Source organism: Lelliottia sp. 7254-16 (assembly GCF_002922995.1).
Taxonomy (GTDB): domain Bacteria; phylum Pseudomonadota; class Gammaproteobacteria; order Enterobacterales; family Enterobacteriaceae; genus Enterobacter; species Enterobacter jeotgali.
Genome location: NZ_PQVS01000005.1, coordinates 20,702 through 43,903 on the forward strand (window position 1 = coordinate 20,702; position 23,202 = coordinate 43,903).

Annotated in this window: 20 protein-coding genes; 6 read left to right on the plus strand and 14 right to left on the minus strand. The window is 52.6% G+C overall.

Annotated features, from left to right (window positions below):
* Nucleotides 1–22: 22 nt before the first annotated feature.
* From lpxD to rpsB, 11 genes are all read right to left on the minus strand, one after another.
* Nucleotides 23–1,048, minus strand: a complete 1,026-nt coding sequence (gene lpxD, locus C3708_RS08970) for a UDP-3-O-(3-hydroxymyristoyl)glucosamine N-acyltransferase (protein ID WP_095280848.1) — start codon at nt 1,046–1,048, stop codon at nt 23–25.
* Between the two features lie 3 nt (nt 1,049–1,051).
* Nucleotides 1,052–1,546, minus strand: a complete 495-nt coding sequence (gene skp / locus C3708_RS08975) for a molecular chaperone Skp (protein ID WP_095280847.1) — start codon at nt 1,544–1,546, stop codon at nt 1,052–1,054.
* A gap of 122 nt (nt 1,547–1,668) precedes the next feature.
* On the minus strand, nt 1,669–4,086 hold the full coding sequence (bamA, locus tag C3708_RS08980) for an outer membrane protein assembly factor BamA (protein ID WP_095280846.1): 2,418 nt from the start codon (nt 4,084–4,086) through the stop codon (nt 1,669–1,671).
* Nucleotides 4,087–4,117: 31 nt separating this feature from the next.
* Entirely contained in the window at nt 4,118–5,470 is a 1,353-nt protein-coding gene (gene rseP, locus C3708_RS08985) for a sigma E protease regulator RseP (RefSeq protein WP_095280845.1), read from the minus strand.
* Nucleotides 5,471–5,481: 11 nt separating this feature from the next.
* Nucleotides 5,482–6,339, minus strand: coding sequence for a phosphatidate cytidylyltransferase (gene cdsA / locus C3708_RS08990; RefSeq protein WP_095280844.1), 858 nt, complete (start codon nt 6,337–6,339; stop codon nt 5,482–5,484).
* Between the two features lie 12 nt (nt 6,340–6,351).
* Nucleotides 6,352–7,110 carry a (2E,6E)-farnesyl-diphosphate-specific ditrans,polycis-undecaprenyl-diphosphate synthase gene (ispU, locus tag C3708_RS08995; protein WP_095280843.1) on the minus strand — a complete coding sequence of 253 codons (759 nt, stop codon included), beginning with the start codon at nt 7,108–7,110 and terminating at the stop codon, nt 6,352–6,354.
* A 184-nt stretch (nt 7,111–7,294) separates the two neighbouring features.
* Nucleotides 7,295–8,494, minus strand: coding sequence for a 1-deoxy-D-xylulose-5-phosphate reductoisomerase (gene ispC / locus C3708_RS09000; protein ID WP_103948057.1), 1,200 nt, complete (start codon nt 8,492–8,494; stop codon nt 7,295–7,297).
* Nucleotides 8,495–8,591: 97 nt separating this feature from the next.
* Nucleotides 8,592–9,149, minus strand: a complete 558-nt coding sequence (gene frr, locus C3708_RS09005; RefSeq protein WP_095280841.1) for a ribosome recycling factor — start codon at nt 9,147–9,149, stop codon at nt 8,592–8,594.
* Nucleotides 9,150–9,318: 169 nt separating this feature from the next.
* Entirely contained in the window at nt 9,319–10,044 is a 726-nt protein-coding gene (gene pyrH / locus C3708_RS09010) for a UMP kinase (protein ID WP_095280840.1), read from the minus strand.
* A 148-nt stretch (nt 10,045–10,192) separates the two neighbouring features.
* Nucleotides 10,193–11,044 carry a translation elongation factor Ts gene (tsf, locus tag C3708_RS09015; RefSeq protein ID WP_095280839.1) on the minus strand — a complete coding sequence of 284 codons (852 nt, stop codon included), beginning with the start codon at nt 11,042–11,044 and terminating at the stop codon, nt 10,193–10,195.
* A 118-nt stretch (nt 11,045–11,162) separates the two neighbouring features.
* On the minus strand, nt 11,163–11,888 hold the full coding sequence (gene rpsB, locus C3708_RS09020) for a 30S ribosomal protein S2 (RefSeq protein WP_095280838.1): 726 nt from the start codon (nt 11,886–11,888) through the stop codon (nt 11,163–11,165).
* A 321-nt stretch (nt 11,889–12,209) separates the two neighbouring features.
* Here rpsB and map point away from each other — a divergent pair, with 321 nt between their 5' ends.
* From map to C3708_RS09045, 4 genes are all read left to right on the plus strand, one after another.
* Nucleotides 12,210–13,004 carry a type I methionyl aminopeptidase gene (gene map, locus C3708_RS09030; protein ID WP_095280837.1) on the plus strand — a complete coding sequence of 265 codons (795 nt, stop codon included), beginning with the start codon at nt 12,210–12,212 and terminating at the stop codon, nt 13,002–13,004.
* A 64-nt stretch (nt 13,005–13,068) separates the two neighbouring features.
* Nucleotides 13,069–15,744, plus strand: a complete 2,676-nt coding sequence (glnD, locus tag C3708_RS09035; protein ID WP_103949107.1) for a bifunctional uridylyltransferase/uridylyl-removing protein GlnD — start codon at nt 13,069–13,071, stop codon at nt 15,742–15,744.
* Nucleotides 15,745–15,778: 34 nt separating this feature from the next.
* On the plus strand, nt 15,779–16,603 hold the full coding sequence (gene dapD, locus C3708_RS09040; protein ID WP_095280835.1) for a 2,3,4,5-tetrahydropyridine-2,6-dicarboxylate N-succinyltransferase: 825 nt from the start codon (nt 15,779–15,781) through the stop codon (nt 16,601–16,603).
* A 111-nt stretch (nt 16,604–16,714) separates the two neighbouring features.
* A complete protein-coding gene (locus tag C3708_RS09045; protein ID WP_095280834.1) occupies nt 16,715–17,104 on the plus strand; it encodes a DUF3461 family protein in 390 nt (129 codons plus the stop codon).
* Nucleotides 17,105–17,226: 122 nt separating this feature from the next.
* On the opposite strand, the gene cdaR is transcribed toward C3708_RS09045, so the two are convergent.
* The 3 genes from cdaR to dgt all read right to left on the minus strand — a co-directional run bounded on the left by cdaR (nt 17,227) and on the right by dgt (nt 21,631).
* Entirely contained in the window at nt 17,227–18,384 is a 1,158-nt protein-coding gene (cdaR, locus tag C3708_RS09050; RefSeq protein ID WP_095280833.1) for a DNA-binding transcriptional regulator CdaR, read from the minus strand.
* A 153-nt stretch (nt 18,385–18,537) separates the two neighbouring features.
* Complete coding sequence (gene degP / locus C3708_RS09055; protein WP_095280832.1) at nt 18,538–19,986, minus strand: serine endoprotease DegP; 1,449 nt, start codon at nt 19,984–19,986, stop codon at nt 18,538–18,540.
* A gap of 130 nt (nt 19,987–20,116) precedes the next feature.
* Nucleotides 20,117–21,631, minus strand: a complete 1,515-nt coding sequence (dgt, locus tag C3708_RS09060) for a dGTPase (RefSeq protein WP_103949108.1) — start codon at nt 21,629–21,631, stop codon at nt 20,117–20,119.
* An 82-nt stretch (nt 21,632–21,713) separates the two neighbouring features.
* Between dgt and mtnN the strand changes: the two genes are divergently transcribed.
* Complete coding sequence (gene mtnN / locus C3708_RS09065) at nt 21,714–22,412, plus strand: 5'-methylthioadenosine/S-adenosylhomocysteine nucleosidase (protein WP_095280830.1); 699 nt, start codon at nt 21,714–21,716, stop codon at nt 22,410–22,412.
* Nucleotides 22,405–23,202: a vitamin B12 ABC transporter substrate-binding protein BtuF gene (btuF, locus tag C3708_RS09070; RefSeq protein WP_095280829.1), complete on the plus strand. Its 798-nt coding sequence runs from the start codon at nt 22,405–22,407 to the stop codon at nt 23,200–23,202. The genes mtnN and btuF overlap by 8 nt, the downstream gene beginning before the upstream one ends.

Sequence of the window (23,202 nt, forward strand, 5' to 3'; positions counted from 1 at the left end):
TTAGCGTTATAGGGATGAACCTTTAGTCTTGTTGATCGATTTTGCGCTCAATCGCTTTGAGGCGCTTACTCATATCATCAATGTTCATCACCAGGGCTGCGGTTTTACGCCACACTTTGTTCGGTTGCAGCGGAATGCCGGAGGAGTAGACACCCGGTTCAGTGATAGGACGCATCACCATACCCATGCCTGTCACCGTGACTTTGTCGCATATTTCCATATGCCCATTAATCACGCTGGCACCACCGATCATGCAGTAACGGCCAATTTTCAAGCTGCCTGCCATGATTACGCCACCCGCAACTGCCGTATTGTCGCCAATCACAACGTTATGCGCAATCTGACATTGGTTATCAATGATAACACCATTGCCAATAATGGTGTCGTCGAGCGCACCGCGGTCAATGGTAGTGCAGGCACCGATCTCAACGCGATCGCCGATAATCACGCGGCCGAGCTGAGGAATCTTAATCCAGTTACCCCGATCGTTAGCATAGCCAAAGCCGTCTGAACCGATTACGGTACTTGACTGAATCAGGCAATTTTCGCCGATTTCGATCTCATGATAAACGGATACATTGGCCCACAAGCGGGTACCTGCGCCAATTTTTGTGTGTTTACCAACGAAGCAACCTGCACCAATCACCACATTATCACCGAGAACAACATCGGATTCGATAACGGCATTTGGGCCAATTGAGACGTTGTTACCCAGCTTAGCCGAAGGATCAATCACTGCACTGGCAGCAATGTTCTGCGCCGGCTGCGGCGTGGTATCAAGAATTTGAGCCATACGTGCGTAGGTCAGGTAGGGATTTTTCACTACCAGTGCACTTGAGGTGGCAAACGGAAGGTCGTCCTGCGTCAGAACGACAGCAGACGCCTGGCATTGAGCCAGGTGCTCACGGTACTTAGGGCTTACCATGAACGTAATTGTGCCTGCTTTAGCAGATTGCATGGACGCAACAGCGGTGATGACGATATCGCCATCACCGTGTAATTCTGCATCCAACTGCTGAGCGAGATCAGCCAGTCGAATTGAAGGCATTACTTATTTAACCTGTTTCAGAACATCAGCAGTGATGTCTTTCACATCGCTACCATTGAAAGCAACGGCGTTTGCATCAACAACCAGATCGATGTTCTGATCGGCTGCAACCGCTTTCACAGCGCTCTGGATACGAGTAACCAGTTTGCCGCGTTCTTCGTTAGAACGACGCTGACGATCCTGTTCGAAAGCCTGCGCTTTCTGAGAGAAAGTCTGACGCTGTGCCATTACGTCTTTTTCCAGCTTGCTACGATCGGCAGCTTTCATGGTAGAACCATCACGCTGCAAACGCTGCATTTTGGACTGAAGGTCGTTTTCCATACCCTGCAGTTCGCCAGCACGGCCTTTGAATTCGTTTTCCAGAGTCGCAGAAACACCCGTTTTCTGTGCAACCTGCTGGAAAAGATTACCCATGTTCACGATTGCAATTTTGTCCGCTGCCTGAGCAGAAGTTACCATCGCCAAACCCAGACCTGCAGCTAATAACCACTTTTTCACAATAAACTCCTTACCATCCCATTGGTACCCGAAGGTACCGTTCTTTGCGTGGCAAGGCGATCGTCTGTGCGATCGCCGGTTGTCAGCGCTACACTGCCAACGCATTCCATTGCAACGGATTATTACCAGGTTTTACCAATGTTAAACTGGAACTGCTCCGCTTTGTCTCCATCGTATTTCTTAAACGGCTGGGCGTAGGAGAAGACCAACGGCCCCAACGGTGACATCCATTGTAATGCGATACCTGCAGACATGCGAATATTGCTCGGATCGCTATAATCCGGCACGCCCGCCGCTTTCATCTGAGCCGTGTTCTGCCAGTTGGTATCCCACACGGTACCTGCATCCCAGAAGAACGAAGTACGTACTGAGTTTGCATACTTATCGCTGATAAACGGAGTTGGTGTAATGAACTCAAGGCTCGCAACACCCATGGCGTTACCGCCCACCGCATCATCAGAACTACAGACTTCTGAAGACGATTTTTTATCGCAGTTATCAGTGTCATTACCGCCGTAGTAAACCGCTTTCGGACCAATGTTATTGGACTGGAAGCCACGTACGGTGCTGGAACCACCTGCATAGAAGTTCTCATAGAATGGCAATTCTTTGCCACCTAAACCATCACCGTAACCCCAACGGGTACGACCCAGAACAACCCACTTGTGGTCGTCATCAATCGGGAAGTAAGACGCGGTATCCAGCGTGAGTTTGTAGAACTCGTTATCAGAACCCGGAACCGTCACTTTACCGTTGAGGTTAACGCGAGAACCTTCAGTCGGGAAGAAGCCACGGTCAAGACGGTTATAGGTCCAGCCGTAGTTAAAGGTGAAGTCATCAGCAGCGAAACCGTTGTTGTCGCTAGAGGTGCTTGCCTTCTGCCCGATTGAATCGAGATAACGCCACATGGCCACCTGTGGTTGCATATTGGACAGGTCGTTATGCACGTAACCTAAACCAGCACGCAGGGTGTTGTATTCATTTATCGGGAAACCGAGGGTGCCATCAAGACCATAACTTTTGTTGGTGTATGAGGACAGATCCGCGTCATCTGCTTTAAAGTCGTTATAGAAAATACGACCACCCAGACTGACACCGTCAACGGTGAAGTACGGGTTAGTAACAGAGAACTCGGAATAGGTCTGGTAGTCGTTCTTGGTACCATTGATACCAACGGAATACCCTGTACCTAACCAGTTATCCTGCTGCACACCGACCTGGAAGCTCACGCCACTTTCTGTGCCGTAGCCCACACCGAAGTTAAAGCTACCGGTGTTACGTTCTTTTACTTTATAAACAACGTCTACCTGGTCCGGGCTGCCTGATACACGCTGTGTATCCGTATCAACCGTTTCGAAGTAACCCAGACGGTTCAGACGCTCTTTACCCTGGTCAACGAGATCGCTGCCTAGCCATGCGCCTTCCATCTGGCGCATTTCACGACGCAGTACGGAATCTTTGGAGGTATCGTTACCTTCAAAGCGAATCTTACGCACATAGAAGCGGTTGCCCGCATCAACGTTGACGTGGAGCTTAACGGTTTTATCCGTATCGTTGATTTCAGGCTGAGTTTGTACACGCGGATAGGCGTAACCATAACGGCCGAGCAGCTTTTTAATGCCGTCTTCCATTTTGGTCACTTTCGCGCCGCTATACAGCTCGCCCGGCTGGAGCTTAGTCAGACTCTCGATCTCAGCAGAGTGACCCGCCAGGTTTCCACTGACTTCAACACCTGAAAGCTTGTACTGCTCGCCTTCAGTAATGTTAACCGTAATGTAGATCCCTTTCTTGTCCGGAGTCAGACTGACCTGAGTAGAGTCGATGTTGAAACGAGCGTATCCACGATCCAGATAATAGCTACGCAGGGTTTCAAGATCTCCCGCCAGCTTCTGTTTCTGGTATTTACGATCGCCGACCACGTTCCACCACGGCACTTCATCGCGCAGCTGGAAGGTGGAGATCAGCTCGTCCGTACTGAACGCGTGGTTGCCCACGATGTTGATCTGCTGGATCTTCGCAGAGACGCCTTCCTGGAAGACAAGCTTCAGATCGACGCGGTTACGCGGCAGTGGGGTGACAACAGCTTTGACGCTTGCGCTGTATTTACCGACGCTGTAGTAGAAGTCTTCCAGTCCTTTTTCGATATCAGACAGGGTTGTGCGGTCCAGAGATTCACCCACACGAACACCCGATGCTTCAAGGTTTTGCTTGAGCATATCGTCTTTCACCGATTTGTTACCGGAGAAAGTGATACTGGCAATCGTTGGGCGTTCTTTCACCTGAACCAGCAGCGTATCACCATCACGCAGGACGCGGACGTCCTCAAAGTTGCCAGTGGCAAACAATGCGCGAATGGTATTACTGATATCTTCATCATTAACCGTGTCGCCCTGGCGAACTGGCATACTGAGGAGGGCCGCACCGACGGCGACACGCTGAAGGCCTTCGAAATGAATATCCTTCACTACGAACCCTTCAGCACCGTATACGGTTGCGCTGCTAAACAGCAGCGACGCTATGAGCAACTTTTTCATCGCCATCGTTATTATGCATTCTTCCTAACTATCTCTCTTACAACCGAGAGAAATCATTGAAAAGCGCAAGCCCCATTAACAGCACCAGCAGTATCGAGCCAATGCGATAACTAAAGTCTTGAACTCGCTCGGATACCGGCCCACCTTTTAGCTTTTCAATCGCTAAAAACAGCAGATGCCCACCGTCTAAAACGGGAAGCGGGAACAGGTTGATTATCCCGAGGTTCACGCTAATGAGCGCGAGAAACATGAGATAGTAAATCACCCCGTATTCTGCTGACATCCCAGCCCCTTGAGCGATAGAAATCGGCCCACTGAGGTTGTTCAGTTTTACGTCACCGGTTATCAATTTCCCCAACATGTTGACCGTAAGCTTCATCAGTTGCCATGTTTTATCCGTGGCTTCAAGGATGGCGCTAAACGGTCCATACTGGCGTATTGTTTTGTACTCATCTGGCAGCGGGATCACTTTTGGCACTACGCCAGCAAATCCTTCTGCCTTACCACCACCCGGCTTGGTGTCCGGGATGAGCGTCAAAGAGAGCGGACTCCCCTGCCGTTCAATTTCGACTGCCAGCGGTGTGCCAGGATTATCGCGCACCAGAATAACAAAGGTCATCCATTGTGTTAACGGCTGACCATCGACTTTAACGATCCTATCGCCCGCTTGCAAACCTGCTTTACTTGCAGCCGAATCAGCCTGCACTTCAGCTAACACAGGTTCAATCTGTGCACCGCGAGGGCGAATCCCTAATGCAGCAACAGGATCTTCTTTGTCAGGCTCAAAAGTCCAGTGACGTAAATCGAGGACTTTGTCCTGACGCTGATTGGCCCCAAACGGTGAAACACTGATAGTGGTCTGGTCATCGCCGATTTTCGAAACCAATTGCAGCCTTACGGCATCCCAATCAGGGGTTTCGATACCATCGATTGCTTTAAGTTCCATACCTGGCGCAATTTGCGCTGTTGCTGCGACGGAGTTGGCGGTTATTTCGCCAACAACCGGACGAACACCAGGGACACCGATGATAAACACCAGCCAATAGGCGAAAACGGCGAAGATGAAGTTGGCTACCGGTCCGGCAGCAATGATAGCGGCGCGTTGGCCTACCGTTTTGTTATTGAACGCGTAATGTCGCATTTCGGGGGCGACTGGCTCTACACGCTCATCAAGCATTTTGACGTAGCCGCCGAGTGGGATAAGCGCAATAACAAACTCGGTTCCCTGTCGGTCAGTACGACGCCACAGTGATTTACCGAAGCCAATAGAAAAACGCTCGACCCGCACTCCGCAACGCCGGGCAACCCAGAAATGGCCAAACTCGTGCACGGTGATCAGTACACCAAGTGCAACAATGAACGCCGCCAAATTCCAAAGGATGCTCAGCATAAAACCTTCCGTTAAATCGTGCCAAATACCAGCAACAACAGGCATGCAAACACCGGTACCGCAGCCGTGAGGCTATCAATACGGTCCAGTATTCCACCATGTCCTGGAATGAGGTGGCCGCTGTCTTTGATCCCTGCTTCGCGCTTAAACATACTCTCGGTCAAATCACCCAATACTGATGCCAGTGCAGCGAAAATGGAACAAATCAGGAGCGTACCTGGAGCGACTTCAAGATTTGCCCACACGCTATAACCCCAGGAGATTAACGCGGCCGTAAACAGCCCACCGATGAACCCCTGCCAGGTTTTGCCAGGCGACACTTTCGGCGCCAGCTTATGTTTGCCGAACAGTTTGCCAAACATATAGGCACCGGAGTCAGCACCCCAGACGAGAATCATCACATAAAGAAGCCACAGTGAGCCGCTGTAGTGGTTATCGTCATAGTGCCAGACGCGCAGCACAAGCATACCCCAGAAAAAAGGAATAATTGTGAGCAGGCCAAAAATCAGACGCAGCGTTTTAGAATTGCGCCAGAACGTTGCAGAACCGGGATAAAAAAGCACCAGCAGTAATGCGGCAACCCACCAGCCCAGCGAGGCCCACAGGGAACCTACGATCAATGGCTGATGAATATCGTGATGATATTCAGGCAACATAAACAGCATCAGCGCCAGTAACAGGCCACAGAGTACTGCCAGCCATACCCGCTGAGTGCGCGAAGTAAAGCCGCTAAGCTGCCCCCATTCCCACGCCGCGAGCATACACACCACTAGCGTGACAATGGCAAATCCCACCGGCGGCAGCAAAAACAGCGCCGCGATAACGATGGGTATTAATACAAAAGCGGAAATCAGGCGATACTTCAGCAAAAGCTACCCCCATCAGACTTTTTCGGTGCCAGGCTCAGTACCGCCGAAGCGACGCTCACGATTGGCAAAGGCATTCAACGCACCTTCAAAGTCTTGTTCATCAAAATCGGGCCAAAGAACATCCGTAAAGTAAAGTTCGGCGTAGGCAATTTGCCAAAGCAAAAAGTTACTAATTCGATGTTCTCCCCCTGTCCTAATAACCAAATCCACGGGTGCCAGTTCGTTCATGCAGATTTGCTGACCCAGCGCCTCTTCATCAATCTGGTCGGGTCTTAACAGCCCTTCCTGAACTTGCTCAGCCAAATGCCGAACACCCTGGATAATGTCCCAACGTCCGCCGTAATTCGCCGCGATATTCAGCGTCAGACCGGTATTATTTTCGGTCACCGCTTCCGCTTTACGAATGCGTTCCTGCAGACGTGAGTTAAAACGACTGGTATCGCCGATAATGCGCAAGCGTACGTTGTGGCGGTGCAGGCTTTTTACTTCGCTGTCGAGCGCCCACACAAACAATTCCATCAACGCAGTCACTTCCTGCGGCGGTCGATTCCAGTTTTCACTGCTGAAAGCATAGAGCGTTAACGCATCAATGCCGTTATTGGCGGCAAAAGAAACGGCGCGGCGAACAGATTTCGCCCCAGCTTTATGCCCAAAGGCTCGTATCTTCCCTTGTCTTTTCGCCCAGCGGCCGTTGCCATCCATGATGATTGCTACATGGCGACAGCCATGAGCTGGCAAGTTTTCGCTTATTGGTTGATTCGCAGACAACATAACGCGTTTTTAGTCCCTGAAAGGATTTAACGGTACTCAGGAATACTGAAGCCTTTCCACAAAAAAGCCGTGTAAACCACGGCTTGCCTGACCACTCAAAGTCAAATGCCTGCAATCAGGTGGCGCAGACTATATCACTGAAGCCCAACGCTAACAAATAGCACGACCACTAGTGGGTGGATTATCACGAGCTTGCGAGACGTGTCACTTGTTGGTGCGCAACAACGCGCGCTGCAGCATCGACTGCCAGCACTTCTTCCACACTCTGTGGTTCACGCAGATCTATCGCTTCAAGAACCGACAGATTGAGTGTCGCAATATCTGTAAAGCGGATTCGCTGTTGCAGAAATGCCTCGACGGTAATTTCATTGGCCGCGTTGAGTGCCGTCGTCGCCGCTTGCCCCTGATCGAAGGCGTTCATCGCCAGCTTCAGACAAGGGTAGCGATCGTAGTCAGGTTCGCTGAAGGTCAATGCGCTGATTTTGCAAAAATCGAGCGGTTTTGCCCCAGAGATAACACGGTTTGGCCACGCCATAGAGTGAGCAATTGGCGTGCGCATATCCGGTTCCCCCAATTGCGCAAGCACGCTGCCGTCCTGATAACGCACCATAGAATGAATCACAGACTGTGGGTGGATGAGCACTTCCATCTGTTTCGCCGACGCATTAAACAGCCAGCGGGCTTCAATGTATTCCAGACCTTTGTTCATCATAGTGGCGGAATCGACGGAAATTTTACGTCCCATCGACCAGTTCGGATGCCGACAGGCCTGATCGGGCGTCATTGAAGCCAGCTCAGACATCGGCGTTTCACGGAACGGGCCACCAGACCCGGTAAGCAGAATCGACACAACGCCATTCTGCTCAAGGGAAGCGTAACCCAGGTTTTCCTGAAACGGTTGCGGCAAACTCTGAAAAATGGCGTTATGTTCGCTATCTACCGGTAAAAGTCGCGCACCGCGCGCCTTTACTGCGTCCATAAACAGGCGACCACAGGTGACCAGTGACTCTTTATTTGCCAGCAGTACCGTTTTACCGGCATCAATAGCAGCAAGCGTTGGCAGCAGCCCGGCCGCACCCACAATAGCCGCCATCACCAGGTCCACCTCGTTCAGCGCTGCCATTTCACACGCCGCCTGTTGGCCACTCAGAACTTTCGTACGACTGCCATTCTCCGCCAGCAGCGTTTTGACCTGGCGAGCACTTTCCTCGTCATCCATCACCGCATAGCGGGGAGTAAACTCCAGACATTGCTCAACCATACGCTGCACGTTCTTTCCGGCCACAAGAGCGGCCACCGTGTAGTGTTCAGGGTTATGACGAACAACGTCGAGAGTGCTGCAACCGATTGAGCCGGTCGAGCCGAGGAGAGTTAAATGCTTCATGAGATGCCCGGAAAAAAGTTAGACCATATAAAAGCAAAACGCCGCCAGCAAAGTCACAGGACTTTCTGTACGGCGTTTTATCAGATGACGTCAGAAATCAGAACTGCATCAGTTCCGCTTCTTTATCTGCCAGCGCCGCGTCAACTTTCTTGATCGCTGCATCGGTCATTTTCTGCACGTCGTCCTGGGAGCGACGATCGTCATCTTCGCTGATTTCTTTTTCTTTCAGCAGCGCTTTCACTTTATCGTTAGCATCACGACGTACGTTACGTACGGCAACGCGAGCGCCTTCAGCTTCGCCACGAACCACTTTAATCAGCTCTTTACGACGTTCTTCTGTCAGCGGAGGCAGTGGAACACGGATATCAGTACCCGCAGAGCTTGGGTTCAGACCCAAATCGGAAGCCATGATCGCTTTCTCAACAGCCGGGCCCAGAGAACGATCGAAAACGTTGATTTTCAGGGTACGGGTGTCTTCAACTGTGACGCTTGCCAGCTGACGCAGCGGAGTTGGAGTACCGTAGTATTCAACCACAATGCCATCGAGCAGGCTTGGAGAAGCGCGACCAGTACGCACTTTGCTGATTTGGTTTTTGAACGCTTCTACGCACTTTTCCATGCGTGTTTCAGCATCTTTTCTGATGTCGTTAATCACGTTACGAATCCTTGAAAACTAGTCTCAGGCAGACTATCCGCCAGCACAGCCGCTATGGGTGTGCTAAGTATAGTCGCGTTTAATTCATGACAACGCCAAAGGCGCGTCCAGGTAACAAACCCACTACAAAGTAATGCGGAATCTTACCTTGATTTGTCGTCAACGGATATTACTCCGTGATCAAAGTGCCTTCTTTTTCGCCCATCACTACGCGACGCAGTGCACCAGGCTTATTCATGTTGAAAACACGAATCGGTAATTTGTGGTCACGAGCCAGCGTGAAGGCGGCAAGATCCATCACTTTCAGCTCTTTATCCAGCACTTCGTTGTAGCTCAGCTGTTCGTACATGGTCGCAGTCGGATCAGTTGCCGGATCGGCAGTAAACACGCCATCCACTTTGGTCGCTTTCAGCACAACGTCTGCTTCGATCTCGATCCCGCGAAGGCACGCAGCGGAGTCAGTCGTAAAGAATGGGTTACCGGTACCGGCGGAGAGGATCACCACGCGGTTATTGCGCAGCAGGCTGATCGCCTCTGCCCAGCTGTAATTGTCACACACGCCATTCAGCGGAATAGCGGACATCAGGCGGGCGTTCACATAAGCACGATGAAGCGCATCACGCATTGCCAGGCCATTCATCACGGTTGCCAGCATACCCATGTGGTCGCCCACAACACGATTCATACCCGCTTTCGCCAGACCAGCGCCACGGAAAAGGTTGCCACCGCCAATCACCACGCCAACCTGGATACCCAGTTCAACCAGTTCTTTGATTTCCTGTGCCATGCGGTCGAGAATGCTTGCGTCAATACCGAAGCCTTCTGTTCCCTGCAGTGCTTCGCCACTCAGCTTAAGCAGAATGCGTTTGTACACGGGTTTTGCATTGGTAGCCATGTTTCTTTCCTGAGACTGTCAACGATTAAGATGGGGTTAATTCTGGCGACATTGTATGTCGCATATCAGCACAGAAACTAGCGGGCTCTGTCTGATTTACACGCGAGGGGCAAAAAGAAGCCGCCCTCAGGCGGCTCCTTCGCAATCATTAAGACTGCTTGGACATTGCAGCAACTTCTGCTGCGAAGTCAGTTTCAACTTTCTCGATGCCTTCGCCCACTTCGAAGCGGATGAAGCCAGTCACATCAGCGTTGTGCTCTTTCAGCAGCTGAGCAACAGACTTGCTTGGATCCATTACGAAAGGCTGGCCAGTCAGAGAAACTTCGCCGGTGAATTTCTTCATGCGGCCTTCAACCATTTTCTCTGCGATTTCTTTTGGCTTGCCAGACTGCATGGCGATGTCCAGCTGAACCTGGTACTCTTTTTCTACTACTTCAGCAGACACGTCTTCTGGTTTAACGAATTCTGGTTTGCTTGCAGCGATGTGCATAGCCAGCTGTTTAACCAGCTCTTCGTCAGCGCCTTTAGCCGCTACCAGTACACCGATACGTGCGCCGTGCTGGTATGAACCCAGTACTTCGCCTTCCAGTGCAGCAACGCGACGAATGTTGATGTTCTCACCGATTTTAGCAACCAGGGCAACACGTTCTTCTTCGAACTGTGCTTTCAGAACGTCAACGTCAGTGATTTTGCCTGCAACAGCTGCGTCCAGAACTTTGTTAGCAAATGCCTGGAAGCCACCGTCTTTAGCAACGAAGTCAGTCTGGCAGTTAACTTCCAGAATGATGCTGTAGTTGCCATTGATCTTAGTGATGATCACGCCATCAGCTGCAACGTTACCAGCTTTTTTCGCCGCTTTGATTGCGCCGGATTTACGCATGTTTTCGATTGCCAGCTCGATGTCGCCGTTCGCTTCAGTCAGCGCTTTTTTGCAATCCATCATGCCTGCGCCAGTACGCTCGCGCAGCTCTTTTACCAGGGATGCGGTAATTTCAGCCATTCTTTAATCCTCGGGAGAGATGTCCTGCCCGGTTAAAAAACCAGACAGTCTTAAAAGTGAAAAAGGGGCCAGAAAGAGGCCCCTATTTATACACGGTACTAAATAAGGGAGGACCTTATTATTCAGCTTCTACGAAGCTTTCTTCCGCCTGAGAAGCCAGATCCTGGGAACGGCCTTCACGAACGGTAGCTGCAACAGCGCTCAGGTACAGTGTAACTGCACGGATTGCATCGTCGTTACCCGGGATAACGAAGTCAACGCCGTCCGGATCGGAGTTGGTATCAACGATAGAGAACACTGGGATACCCAGGTTGTTCGCTTCTTTGATTGCGATGTGCTCGTGGTCAGCATCGATAACGAACAGAGCGTCTGGCAGACCGCCCATGTCTTTGATACCGCCCAGGCTGTTTTCCAGCTTGTCCAGCTCACGAGTACGCATCAGCGCTTCTTTCTTGGTCAGCTTATCGAAAGTACCGTCCTGAGACTGGATTTCCAGATCTTTCAGGCGCTTGATGGACTGACGAACAGTTTTCCAGTTGGTCAGCATGCCGCCCAACCAGCGATGGTTCACGAAGAACTGATCGCAGCTGTTTGCAGCTTCTTTCACAGCTTCGCTTGCAGCGCGTTTAGTACCAACAAACAGAATCTTACCTTTACGGGAAGAGATCTTGCTCAGCTCAGCCAGGGCTTCGTTGAACATTGGTACAGTTTTCTCAAGGTTGATGATGTGAACTTTGTTACGCGCGCCGAAGATGAAAGGCTTCATTTTCGGGTTCCAGTAACGGGTCTGGTGACCGAAGTGAACACCAGCCTTGAGCATGTCGCGCATGGAAACAGTTGCCATGTTTAAAACCTCTATTTAAAAGTTGGGGTTATGCCTCCACGTATCCCATATTACCGACCCCAAAGGGCACCCCGGAATATGTGCCGATACGTGTGTGTTATTTACACAAAGTGAGATTGTCGCTTCTGGTCCATCTTGTGTAGATGAAATGGATCGGAAGTCCGGCGCGCTTTATACCACAAAACACTACCAGACACCAACAGTTGTTGACGGAGTGTGCTGTTAATGATTCTCAATTTGGCAGGCGGCGCTCCAGACTGGTACCATTGACAACACTTAGACTAGTATTGTCGAAAAAATCGACACCGATGGACAGATTACATGGCTATCTCTATTAAGACCCCTGAAGAAATTGAAAAGATGCGCGTCGCCGGTCGTCTGGCCGCTGAAGTGCTGGAAATGATCGAGCCGTACATCAAACCGGGCGTCAGCACCGGCGAGCTGGATCGCATTTGTAACGACTATATTGTCAACGAGCAGCACGCGGTTTCCGCTTGCCTCGGCTATCACGGCTTCCCGAAATCCGTTTGCATCTCTATTAATGAAGTAGTGTGCCACGGTATTCCGGATGACGAGAAACTGCTGAAAGATGGCGATATCGTTAACATCGACGTGACCGTTATCAAAGATGAGTATCACGGCGATACCTCCAAAATGTTTATCGTCGGCAAACCGACCATTCTCGGCGAGCGTCTGTGCCGCATCACCCAGGAAAGCCTCTACCTGGCGCTGAAAATGGTGAAGCCGGGTATCCGCCTGCGTACCCTCGGTGCTGCCATTCAGAAATTCGTCGAAGCGGAAGGTTTCTCCGTGGTGCGCGAATACTGCGGGCACGGCATTGGCCGTGTCTTCCATGAAGAACCGCAGGTTCTGCACTACGATGCGGATGACGGCGGCGTGGTTCTGCAAAAAGGCATGACCTTCACCATCGAACCGATGGTGAACTCCGGCGACTACCGCATCCGCACCATGAAAGATGGCTGGACGGTAAAAACCAAAGACAGAAGCTTGTCTGCGCAGTACGAGCATACTATTGTGGTAACAGACAACGGCTGCGAAATTATGACGTTGCGAAAGGATGACACCATCCCGGCGATACTCTCGCACAACGAATAATAAGAAGCCGGCAAATGCCGGCTTTTTTAATGGCTATAGCTTTTACTTATGGGTGACGCACGAGATGAGTAACCTTTTACCCGAACAGTATCCCAACACGGCTCTCCCCACCCTGCCCGACCAGCCGGACAACCCTGGCGTCTGGCCACAGCGCGAGCTCACGGTGGCGGATATCAAAGCGCATATCGACGTTTTTCAGCGCTGGCTGGGAAAAGCCTTTGACGAAGGCATTTCGGCAGAAGAGCTTATCGAAGCGCGCACCGAATTTATCGATCAGCTGTTGCAGCGCCTGTGGATCGATTACGGCTTCGGCCAGATCAGTGACGTCGCGTTGGTTGCCGTGGGTGGTTACGGACGCGGTGAACTGCACCCACTTTCCGACATCGACCTGCTGGTACTGAGCCGCAAAAAACTGTCCGACGAGCAGGCGCAAAAAGTGGGTGAACTGCTGACGCTGCTGTGGGACGTGAAGCTGGAAGTCGGCCACAGCGTCCGCACGCTCGAAGAGTGTCTGCTCGAAGGACTGTCGGATCTTACCGTCGCCACCAACCTGATTGAAACGCGCCTGCTGATCGGCGATGTCGCCCTGTTCCTTGAACTGCAAAAGCACATTTTCAGCGACGGTTTCTGGCCATCAGAACGCTTTTTTGCCGCCAAGGTTGAAGAGCAAAATGTCCGCCACCAGCGCTATCACGGCACTAGCTATAACCTCGAACCGGATATCAAAAGCAGCCCAGGCGGCCTGCGGGATATTCATACTCTGCAGTGGGTCGCCCGCCGCCATTTTGGTGCGACATCGATGGACGAAATGGTCGGCTTTGGCTTTTTAACCGAAGCCGAACGCAACGAACTGAACGAATGTCTGCATCTGCTGTGGCGAATCCGTTTTGCACTGCATCTGGAAGTCACCCGCTATGACAACCGCCTGCTGTTTGACCGCCAGCTCAGCGTCGCCCAGCGCCTGAACTACAGCGGGGAAGGTAACGAGCCGGTTGAGCACATGATGAAGGATTTCTTCCGCGTGACTCGCCGCGTGTCTGAACTCAATCAGATGCTGTTGCAGCTGTTCGACGAAGCGATCCTGGCACTGACTACCGATGAAAAACCGCGCCCGATTGATGACGAATTTCAGCTGCGCGGTACGCTTATCGATCTGCGCGATGAAACGCTGTTTATCCGCGAGCCGGAAGCAATCCTGCGGATGTTCTACACGATGGTGCGCAACAGCACGATAACCGGGATCTACTCCACTACGTTGCGCCATCTGCGCCATGCCCGTCGGCATCTGACGCAGCCTTTATGCTATATCCCGGAGGCGCGTTCGTTATTCCTGAGCATGTTGCGCCACCCCGGCGCGGTCAGCCGTGGGCTGCTGCCGATGCACCGTCACAGCGTGCTCTGGGCCTATATGCCGCAGTGGTCGCACATCGTCGGCCAAATGCAGTTTGACCTGTTCCATGCTTACACGGTGGATGAACACACCATTCGCGTGATGCTGAAACTGGAAAGTTTCGCCAAAGAAGAGACGCGTGCGAAACATCCGCTGTGCGTTGAGCTGTGGCCGCGCCTCAGCCACCCAGAGTTGATTCTGATTGCCGCCCTGTTCCACGATATCGCCAAAGGGCGCGGGGGCGATCATTCGGTGCTCGGCGCACAGGACGTGCTGAAATTTGCTGAACTACACGGGCTTAACTCCCGCGAAACGCAACTGGTCGCCTGGCTGGTACGCCATCACCTTTTGATGTCTGTCACCGCGCAGCGTCGCGATATCCAGGACCCGGAAGTGATCAAGCAGTTCGCCGAAATCGTGCAAACGGAAAACCGCCTGCGTTTCCTGGTCTGCCTGACTGTTGCGGATATCTGCGCTACCAACGAAACCCTGTGGAACAGCTGGAAGCAGAGCCTGTTGCGTGAGCTCTATTTCGCCACCGAAAAGCAGCTGCGCCGCGGGATGCAAAACACCCCGGATATGCGCGAGCGCGTGCGCCATCATCAGCTTCAGGCGCTGGCGTTGCTGCGAATGGATAACATTGATGAAGAAGCGCTGCACCAGATCTGGTCGCGCTGTCGGGCCAACTATTTTGTGCGTCACAGCCCACATCAGCTCGCCTGGCACGCGCGGCATCTGTTGAAGCACGACCTAAAAAAACCACTGATCCTGCTGAGCCCGCAAGCTACGCGCGGCGGCACGGAGATCTTTATCTGGAGTCCGGACAGGGCTTATCTGTTTGCCGCCGTTTGCGCCGAACTCGACCGGCGCAATCTGAGCGTTCATGACGCGCAGATCTTTACCACCCGCGACGGCATGGCGATGGATACATTTATCGTGCTGGAACCGGACGGCAGCCCGCTCTCTTCCGATCGTCACGAAGGCATTCGCTTCGGTCTGGAACAGGCGATTACCCAGCACAGCTGGCAGCCGCCGCAACCCCGTCGTCAGCCGGCCAAATTGCGTCATTTCACGGTTGATACAGAGGTCAATTTCCTGCCAACACACACAGACCGGAAATCGTTCCTCGAGCTGATCGCACTCGACCAGCCGGGCCTGCTGGCGCGGGTTGGTCAGGTTTTTGCGGATCTGGGAATTTCGCTGCATGGCGCCCGAATTACAACCATTGGTGAGCGAGTAGAAGATTTATTCATAATCGCCACCGCCGACCGGCGTGCCCTTAATAATCAGCTGCAACTTGAGGTACAACAACGGTTGACAGCAGCCCTCAATCCAAACGATAAAGGGTGACGTGTTTTTTAGTGAAATGGAAAGAGTAAAAACAATGCAGCAGTTACAGAACGTTATTGAGTCCGCCTTTGAGCGTCGCGCCGAAATTACCCCGGCAAATGTGGATACCGTCACCCGCGAAGCGGTGAATCAGGTGATTTCTCTGCTTGATTCCGGCGCGCTGCGTGTCGCGGAAAAAATTAACGGCCAGTGGGTAACTCATCAGTGGCTGAAGATGGCCGTGCTGCTCTCTTTCCGCATTAACGATAACCAGGTTATCGACGGAGCAGAAAGCCGCTACTTCGATAAAGTGCCGATGAAATTCGCTGATTACGACGAAGCGCGTTTCCAGAAAGAAGGTTTCCGCGTGGTTCCGCCTGCGGCCGTTCGCCAGGGCGCATACATCGCACGCAACACCGTATTGATGCCGTCTTACGTCAACATCGGTGCGTATGTTGATGAAGGCTCGATGGTGGATACCTGGGCAACCGTCGGTTCTTGCGCGCAGATCGGTAAAAACGTTCACCTGTCCGGCGGCGTCGGCATCGGTGGTGTTCTTGAGCCACTGCAGGCCAACCCAACCATCATCGAAGATAACTGCTTCATCGGTGCGCGTTCCGAAGTGGTTGAAGGCGTTATCGTGGAAGAAGGCTCAGTTATCTCGATGGGCGTTTACATTGGTCAGAGCACCCGCATTTACGATCGTGAAACCGGTGAAGTGCATTACGGTCGCGTACCGGCCGGTTCTGTTGTCGTCTCCGGCAACCTGCCGTCGAAAGATGGCAAATACAGCCTGTACTGTGCGGTTATCGTGAAAAAAGTCGATGCGAAAACGCGCGGCAAAGTCGGCATCAACGAACTGCTGCGTACCATCGATTAATCGGGTATAACAAAAAGCGGGGGCCACCCCGCTTTTTTTACATCTGATGGTGGCGAAGATAGATTTTTTCGTTAATTATTCATAGGTTATGTTGAGATCAAGGGTACCGCTATGTACGATAATCTGAAAAGTCTGGGCATTACCAATCCTGATGAAATTGATCGTTACAGCCTCCGCCAGGAAGCGAACAACGATATTCTGAAAATCTATTTTCACAAGGACAAAGGAGAGTTTTTCGCAAAGAGCGTGAAGTTCAAATACCCGCGTCAACGTAAAACCGTCGTCGCCGATGGCATTGGTCAGGGGTATAAAGAGGTTCAGGAAATCAGCCCGAACCTGCGCTATGTTATTGATGAACTCGATCAGATCTGCCAGCGCGATCGCACCGAAGTCGACCTTAAACGTAAGATCCTCGACGATCTGCGTCATCTGGAAAGTGTTGTGACTAACAAGATCAGCGAAATCGAATCTGATCTTGAGAAGTTAACGCGCGGGAAGTAAATGCTGTGGTGCGGTCTCCCTGTAGGCCGGGTAAGGCGAAGCCGCCACCCGGCACAAAGGCGAGATTCGTGCGGTTAAACGCCCGGTGGCGTTGCGCTTACCGGGCCTACGTTCCAACAACATCACCTTTGTTCATCCAGCTGCAACGCCACATACAGCAGCAGTCTGTCGTCGAAATTCCCCAAATCTAAGCCCGTCAGTTCTGATATACGATTCAACCGGTATTCCAGCGTATTGCGGTGAATAAACAGCGCTTTCGAGGTCGCCAGCGGTTGCACGTTATGGCGAAACCAGGCCTGTAACGTACGGCGCAGAAGCCCGTTATTATCCATTGCTTTCAGACGCACCAGCGGTCGCGCCAGTTCATTGGCCTGCCAGCCACCGCGTAAACTGTCGAGCAGCACCGGTAACATCAAATCCTGATAGAAATAGCCCCGGCTTTCGGGCATTCGCTGCTTGCCTACCATCATGGTGGTACGCGCCGTTCGCCACGACCGCGCGATGCTGCCCGGCCCGGTGAAATAGTTGCCGAGCGCGACGCGAAAACGCAGCTGACCGTTCTCTTTCATCCGCGCGATAAGTTGATCCACACGACGACGGTGATCTTCTGCGTCCCAACGGCCAAACTGATTGAGCGCCGGTTTCAGAACCACCATCTCCGTCAGCGACACAATCGCCACGAGGTTATTGCGCTCCGGAGTAGCCAGCGCGTTTTGCAGCTGCTGCAACTCCGCCATCGCGCTGTCCACGCCGAGCTGACCGCTGTCCACTTCAATGACCGCCACCACGCGCGGCTGATTCAGGTCGATACCCAAACGCTGCGCCCATTCCGTCAGTGCAGGCGTGTGCTCTTCAGCCTGAATCAGGTTCATCACCAATTCTTCGCGCAGGCGGCTGTCCTGAGCCAGAAGATGCATCAGACGCGACTGTTCCAGCATCATCTCGGCGGTCATACACACCAGCTCACCGTATTTGCGCAGGGATTCCGGTTCGCCAGTCAGACCGATAACGCCGACGATTTCCCCTTCCAGTCGCAGAGGCAGATTGATCCCCTGACGCACACCGTGCAGATGCCGCGCAACCGCATCGTCGATATCCACCACTCGTCCCTGAGAGAGCACCAGAAGCGCACCTTCGTGCAATTCCCCAATGCGTTCGCGATCGCCGCTGCCGATAATTCGCCCACGGGCATCCATTACGTTGATATTGGTATCAATGATGCGCATGGTTCGTGCCACGATTTCCTGCGCCATTTTGGTATCAAGATGCCAGCCAGCCATGTAACCCTCCTGTGAGCAGAGCTCAAGCATAGGGGAGTTCAAAGGGCGTCGCATTGTGCGAATGCACAAAGTCAGTGAGAGAAGTATGGACTTGTGGAAAGGGTCACAGAAAAGGAAAAGCCCCTGCCTGAGTGCAGGCAGGAGCTGAGGGGATTACTGCATCAACAGGTACAGAGTGGTGTCACCACGCTGGATATTCAGCGCCAGCACCGTTGGTTTGCTGTCGAGAATTTTGCGCAGTTCCGCAATGTTTTTCACCGGTTGCTGGTTTGCACCGATAATCACATCGCCTTTTTTCAGGCCAATACGCGCCGCCGGGGTGTTGGCTTTCACATCACTCACCACCACGCCTTTATCCGCGCCTTTGTTGCTCATATCCGCACCTTCAATACCGCTGAAGATGGTGCTGGAATCAACCTGATTCTGGCTGCTCTGCTGCAGTTCCAGGCTCACGTTGACCGGTTTGCCATCGCGCAGCAGGCCGAGAGACACTTTGCTGCCGACCGGCATAGAGCCGACTTCAGCACGCAGCGCCGCGAAGCTGCTGATTGGCTTGCCATTCAGCGTGGTAATAACATCACCCGCCTTGATACCGGCCTTCGCCGCAGAAGAGTTCGGCATGACCTGGCTGACGAATGCGCCGCGCTGAGCGTCCACTTTCATCGCTTTCGCCAGTTCTGAGTTCAGTTCGGTACCCAGAATACCCAGCTCACCACGTTTCACCTGGCCAAACTCAACCATCTGACCGGTCAGGTTTTTCACCATGTTGCTCGGGATCGCAAAGCCGATACCGATGTTACCGCCGTCCGGTGCCAGGATCGCGGTGTTAATCCCGATCAATTCACCGTTCAGGTTAACCAACGCACCGCCGGAGTTACCACGGTTAATTGCCGCATCGGTCTGGATAAAGTTTTCATAGTTTTCCGCGTTCAGGCCGCTACGGCCCAGCGCAGAAACGATACCGGAGGTTACGGTTTCACCCAGACCAAACGGGTTGCCGATGGCCACGGTGTAATCACCCACGCGCAGAGCGTCGGAATCGGCCAGTTTAATCGCCGTCAGGTTTTTCGGATCCTGAATCTGAATCAGGGCGATGTCTGAGCGTGGGTCTTTACCCACCACTTTGGCATCAAACTTACGGCCATCGCTCAGCTGGACTTTGATGGTGCTGGCATTGTCGACAACGTGGTTATTGGTGACGACATAACCTTTGGCTGCGTCAATGATGACACCTGAGCCGAGCGCCATGAATTTCTGCTGCTGCCCGCCGCCGTTACCGCCGCCTGGGGTATCATCACCCGCGCCGCCACCCTGACAGAACGGTGAACTCTGGAACGGGGAACCGTCCTGGCAGAACGGTGAGTTATCACCGAAGAACTGCTGGAAGTTGCGCGGCATGCGCGGTGTATTAACGGTTGTGCTCCCCTCAACGTTAATACTCACCACCGATGGCATCACTTTTTCGAGCATCGGGGCAAGGCTTGGCATCTGCTGCGCGGTTGCTGCCGAAGACGCGGTCTCGGCTGCGGTGGCAGTCAGAGGGGATAACGCTAAACCTAAACTCAGAGCCAGTGCACTCATTGCTAATGTGGTTTTTTTCATATTCTCAATCTCGATTTACAGATAACGCAAAATTGCTGTGTACATCAGATTCGTTTTATAGCCTGAAGTTCCAGGATTAAGTTTCTGGAAAAAGTAAAAATTTATTGGTCGTCTTTACAAAACTCATTCCTTATTCCACTGCCATCAGACGGCGGTATTCATCCCATGCATACAAATCGGTCATTCCGCTGATATAGTCCTGAATAAGTCGACAGCGATAATAATATTCCATAACGGGCCACTGCACGGAATAACGATCGATTTTACTCACTGCTTCGACGTAGGCAAGACGATGACGGGTCGAGAGTTTATGCAGCAGACGGGTTTCAATCGGCAGGCGCTTAACGCGATCTTTTTCCACCAGCTCGGTAAATTCATCGACGGATAATTGCAGCAGCGGACGATAAATTTCCAGCAGGCCGCTAATCACCCGATAGCCCTGTAATTCCAGCTGTTCAACATCCGGGTGACTGAAAACATGGCGCATCGCAACGTGCTTATACAACTCAAGCAGTTGGCTAAAATCGCTGTCGTCTTCCAGCAGCGCATGATTAAACTCGCCGCTAAAAATGTCCGGTAAATTATCGATAAAACGCGCCGCCGCGTAGGGCACCAGTTTATTTAACGTGTTGACCCGCAAATACATAAAGAACTGATCTTCGGTACTGCGACTCAATGAATTGGAGCGCGATTTTTCCCACGCGTTTTCGACGACCTGAGAAAACAGTGAGCCTTTCTCGTGCTTGCCCCAGGCCTCATAAAGGTGCTGATAAAGTTCTTCAACGCTAAATATTCTTTTTTCGACGGCATCTTCCAGATCAGCCACGCAATAGGATATATCGTCTGCGGCTTCCATAATCCACGTCAATGGAAAGCGGCCATGTGGGGTCAAAGAAAGTTCTTTACGCAGCCTTTCAATATAGCGTTCTTCAGATAAATAATAGCCGGGCTTTTTCATTAAATAGCTGTGCGTCGCGGGCGGTTCGCCCATCCACCACGCCGGGCGGGTATATTTAAGAATACAGCCGACCTGCGCCCACGTCAGGTTCATTCGCATCAGAGAATGCACCAGCCGAATCCCCTGCGCATTGCCTTCGAATTGACAAAGATCCTGACGCACCTTGCGCCGCAGGTCGTTTAAGGTCTCTTCGCCTTCGCGCAGTTTTAGGGCTCTGACGATACAGCGATCGTCGCTGAGGGGCTGGCTTGCTGCATCTGAGGGAAACAGTTTTTGTTTAAACCAGTCGTTAATCGCCGCTTCACCGAAATGACCAAACGGCGGATTGCCGATGTCGTGCATCAGGCAGGCCATCTCAACGATGCTTTCGAACGGCCCGGTCAGCTCATCCAGACCGTAGGTTTCGAGCAAACGCTGCTCTTTCAGACGGCTTAAAATCTCTTTGGCAATGTAGCGCCCGACCTGCTGTACTTCCATAGAATGGGTCAGACGCGTGCGGACAGCGGCGTTGCGCTCCAGTGGAAACACCTGAGTTTTTTGCTGCAAGCGGCGGATCGCCGGCGAATTGACTATGCGCCCGCGATCGCTTTCAAAAATACGCAGGATCTCGTGTTCACTCTTTTCTCCCTGCGGAGAACGGAAACGACGATGCCAGTTAATTTTATTGCGAAAATCGATTGGTGCCATGAGCTCCCCCGCCTGAGAATGCGTTTCCCCTGATGCGCATGATAGACTATGCATCTTAACAAGGCACATCGCGAGTAAATCTATGAAAATCGGCATTATTGGTGCAATGGAAGAAGAAGTTACGCTGCTGCGTGACAAAATTGAGAACTGTCAGACCCTCACTCTGGGTGGCTGTGAAATCTACACCGGCCAGCTGAACGGAACTGACGTCGCTCTGCTGAAATCAGGCATCGGTAAAGTAGCGGCAGCACTGGGCGCGACCCTGCTGCTTGAGCGCTGCAAACCGGACGTGATCATCAATACCGGTTCTGCGGGCGGTCTGGCTCCTACCCTGAAAGTGGGCGATATCGTGGTCTCCGATGAAGCGCGTTATCACGATGCCGATGTCACAGCATTCGGTTACGAGTACGGCCAGCTGCCTGGTTGTCCGGCAGGTTTTAAAGCCGACGATAAGCTGGTAGCTGCCGCAGAAAGCTGCATTGCCGAGCTGAACCTCAACGCCGTACGCGGCCTGATCGTCAGCGGCGACGCCTTCATCAATGGTTCCGTGGGTCTGGCGAAAATCCGCCACAACTTCCCGCAGGCGATTGCCGTTGAAATGGAAGCGACCGCGATTGCGCACGTGTGCCATAACTTCAGCGTACCGTTCGTGGTGGTTCGCGCCATCTCCGACGTGGCCGATCAGCAATCCCACCTGAGCTTCGACGAGTTCCTGGCGGTTGCTGCTAAACAGTCCACCATCATGGTCGAAACCCTGGTGCAGAAACTGGCGCGTGGCTAAGTGTGTAAGGGCGCTGGTCGCCCTCTTTCTGCTAGCACCGGCGTGGCTCGCTGCCGCGCCTCGCGTCATTACCCTCTCCCCCGCCAATACGGAACTGGCTTTCGCCGCTGGGATCACGCCAGTGGGCGTCAGCAGCTTTTCAGACTACCCCCCGGAAGCGAAAAAGATTGAAGAGGTCTCGACCTGGCAAGGGATGAACCTTGAACGCATCGTGGCGCTCAAGCCGGATCTGGTGCTGGCCTGGCGCGGCGGAAACGCCGAGCGGCAGGTCAATCAGCTCTCAGCGCTTGGGATAAAAGTGCTGTGGGTCGATGCCATCAGCATTGAGCAAGTGGCGCAGGCGCTGCGTGATTTAGCGCCCTGGAGCCCAACGCCGAAAAAAGCCCAGCAGGCCGCGCAGCAGTTGCTTAACGACTATGCTGCACTGAAGGCAAAATATGACACGCCAGCGAAAAAGCGCGTTTTCCTGCAATTTGGAAGCCAGCCGCTGTTTACCACCGGTAAAGGGTCGATTCAGAATCAGGTTCTGGAAGTGTGCGGCGGTGAAAATATCTTCGCAGCCAGCCGCGTTCCGTGGCCGCAGGTCAGCCGCGAACAGGTGATTGCGCGTCAGCCACAGGCGATTGTGGTGATTGGGAATGCGAGCGAGATTCCGAAAATAGAACAATTCTGGCAAAGCCAGCTAAAAATTCCGGTTATCGCCCTGCACAGTGACTGGTTTGAACGCGCAAGCCCGCGTATTATCCTCGCCGCAAAACAACTCTGCTCTGCCCTCGCGCAGAGCCAGTAA

Bases quoted from the DNA above. Each gene is read 5' to 3' on its own strand.
- lpxD (WP_095280848.1), bottom strand. From the start codon at position 1,048: ATGCCTTCAATTCGACTGGCTGATCTCGCTCAGCAGTTGGATGCAGAA.
- bamA (WP_095280846.1), bottom strand. From the start codon at position 4,086: ATGGCGATGAAAAAGTTGCTCATAGCGTCGCTGCTGTTTAGCAGCGCA.
- rseP (WP_095280845.1), bottom strand. From the start codon at position 5,470: ATGCTGAGCATCCTTTGGAATTTGGCGGCGTTCATTGTTGCACTTGGT.
- ispU (WP_095280843.1), bottom strand. From the start codon at position 7,110: ATGTTGTCTGCGAATCAACCAATAAGCGAAAACTTGCCAGCTCATGGC.
- ispC (WP_103948057.1), bottom strand. From the start codon at position 8,494: ATGAAGCATTTAACTCTCCTCGGCTCGACCGGCTCAATCGGTTGCAGC.
- pyrH (WP_095280840.1), bottom strand. From the start codon at position 10,044: ATGGCTACCAATGCAAAACCCGTGTACAAACGCATTCTGCTTAAGCTG.
- tsf (WP_095280839.1), bottom strand. From the start codon at position 11,044: ATGGCTGAAATTACCGCATCCCTGGTAAAAGAGCTGCGCGAGCGTACT.
- rpsB (WP_095280838.1), bottom strand. From the start codon at position 11,888: ATGGCAACTGTTTCCATGCGCGACATGCTCAAGGCTGGTGTTCACTTC.
- map (WP_095280837.1), top strand. From the start codon at position 12,210: ATGGCTATCTCTATTAAGACCCCTGAAGAAATTGAAAAGATGCGCGTC.
- glnD (WP_103949107.1), top strand. From the start codon at position 13,069: ATGAGTAACCTTTTACCCGAACAGTATCCCAACACGGCTCTCCCCACC.
- dapD (WP_095280835.1), top strand. From the start codon at position 15,779: ATGCAGCAGTTACAGAACGTTATTGAGTCCGCCTTTGAGCGTCGCGCC.
- C3708_RS09045 (WP_095280834.1), top strand. From the start codon at position 16,715: ATGTACGATAATCTGAAAAGTCTGGGCATTACCAATCCTGATGAAATT.
- cdaR (WP_095280833.1), bottom strand. From the start codon at position 18,384: ATGGCTGGCTGGCATCTTGATACCAAAATGGCGCAGGAAATCGTGGCA.
- degP (WP_095280832.1), bottom strand. From the start codon at position 19,986: ATGAAAAAAACCACATTAGCAATGAGTGCACTGGCTCTGAGTTTAGGT.
- dgt (WP_103949108.1), bottom strand. From the start codon at position 21,631: ATGGCACCAATCGATTTTCGCAATAAAATTAACTGGCATCGTCGTTTC.
- mtnN (WP_095280830.1), top strand. From the start codon at position 21,714: ATGAAAATCGGCATTATTGGTGCAATGGAAGAAGAAGTTACGCTGCTG.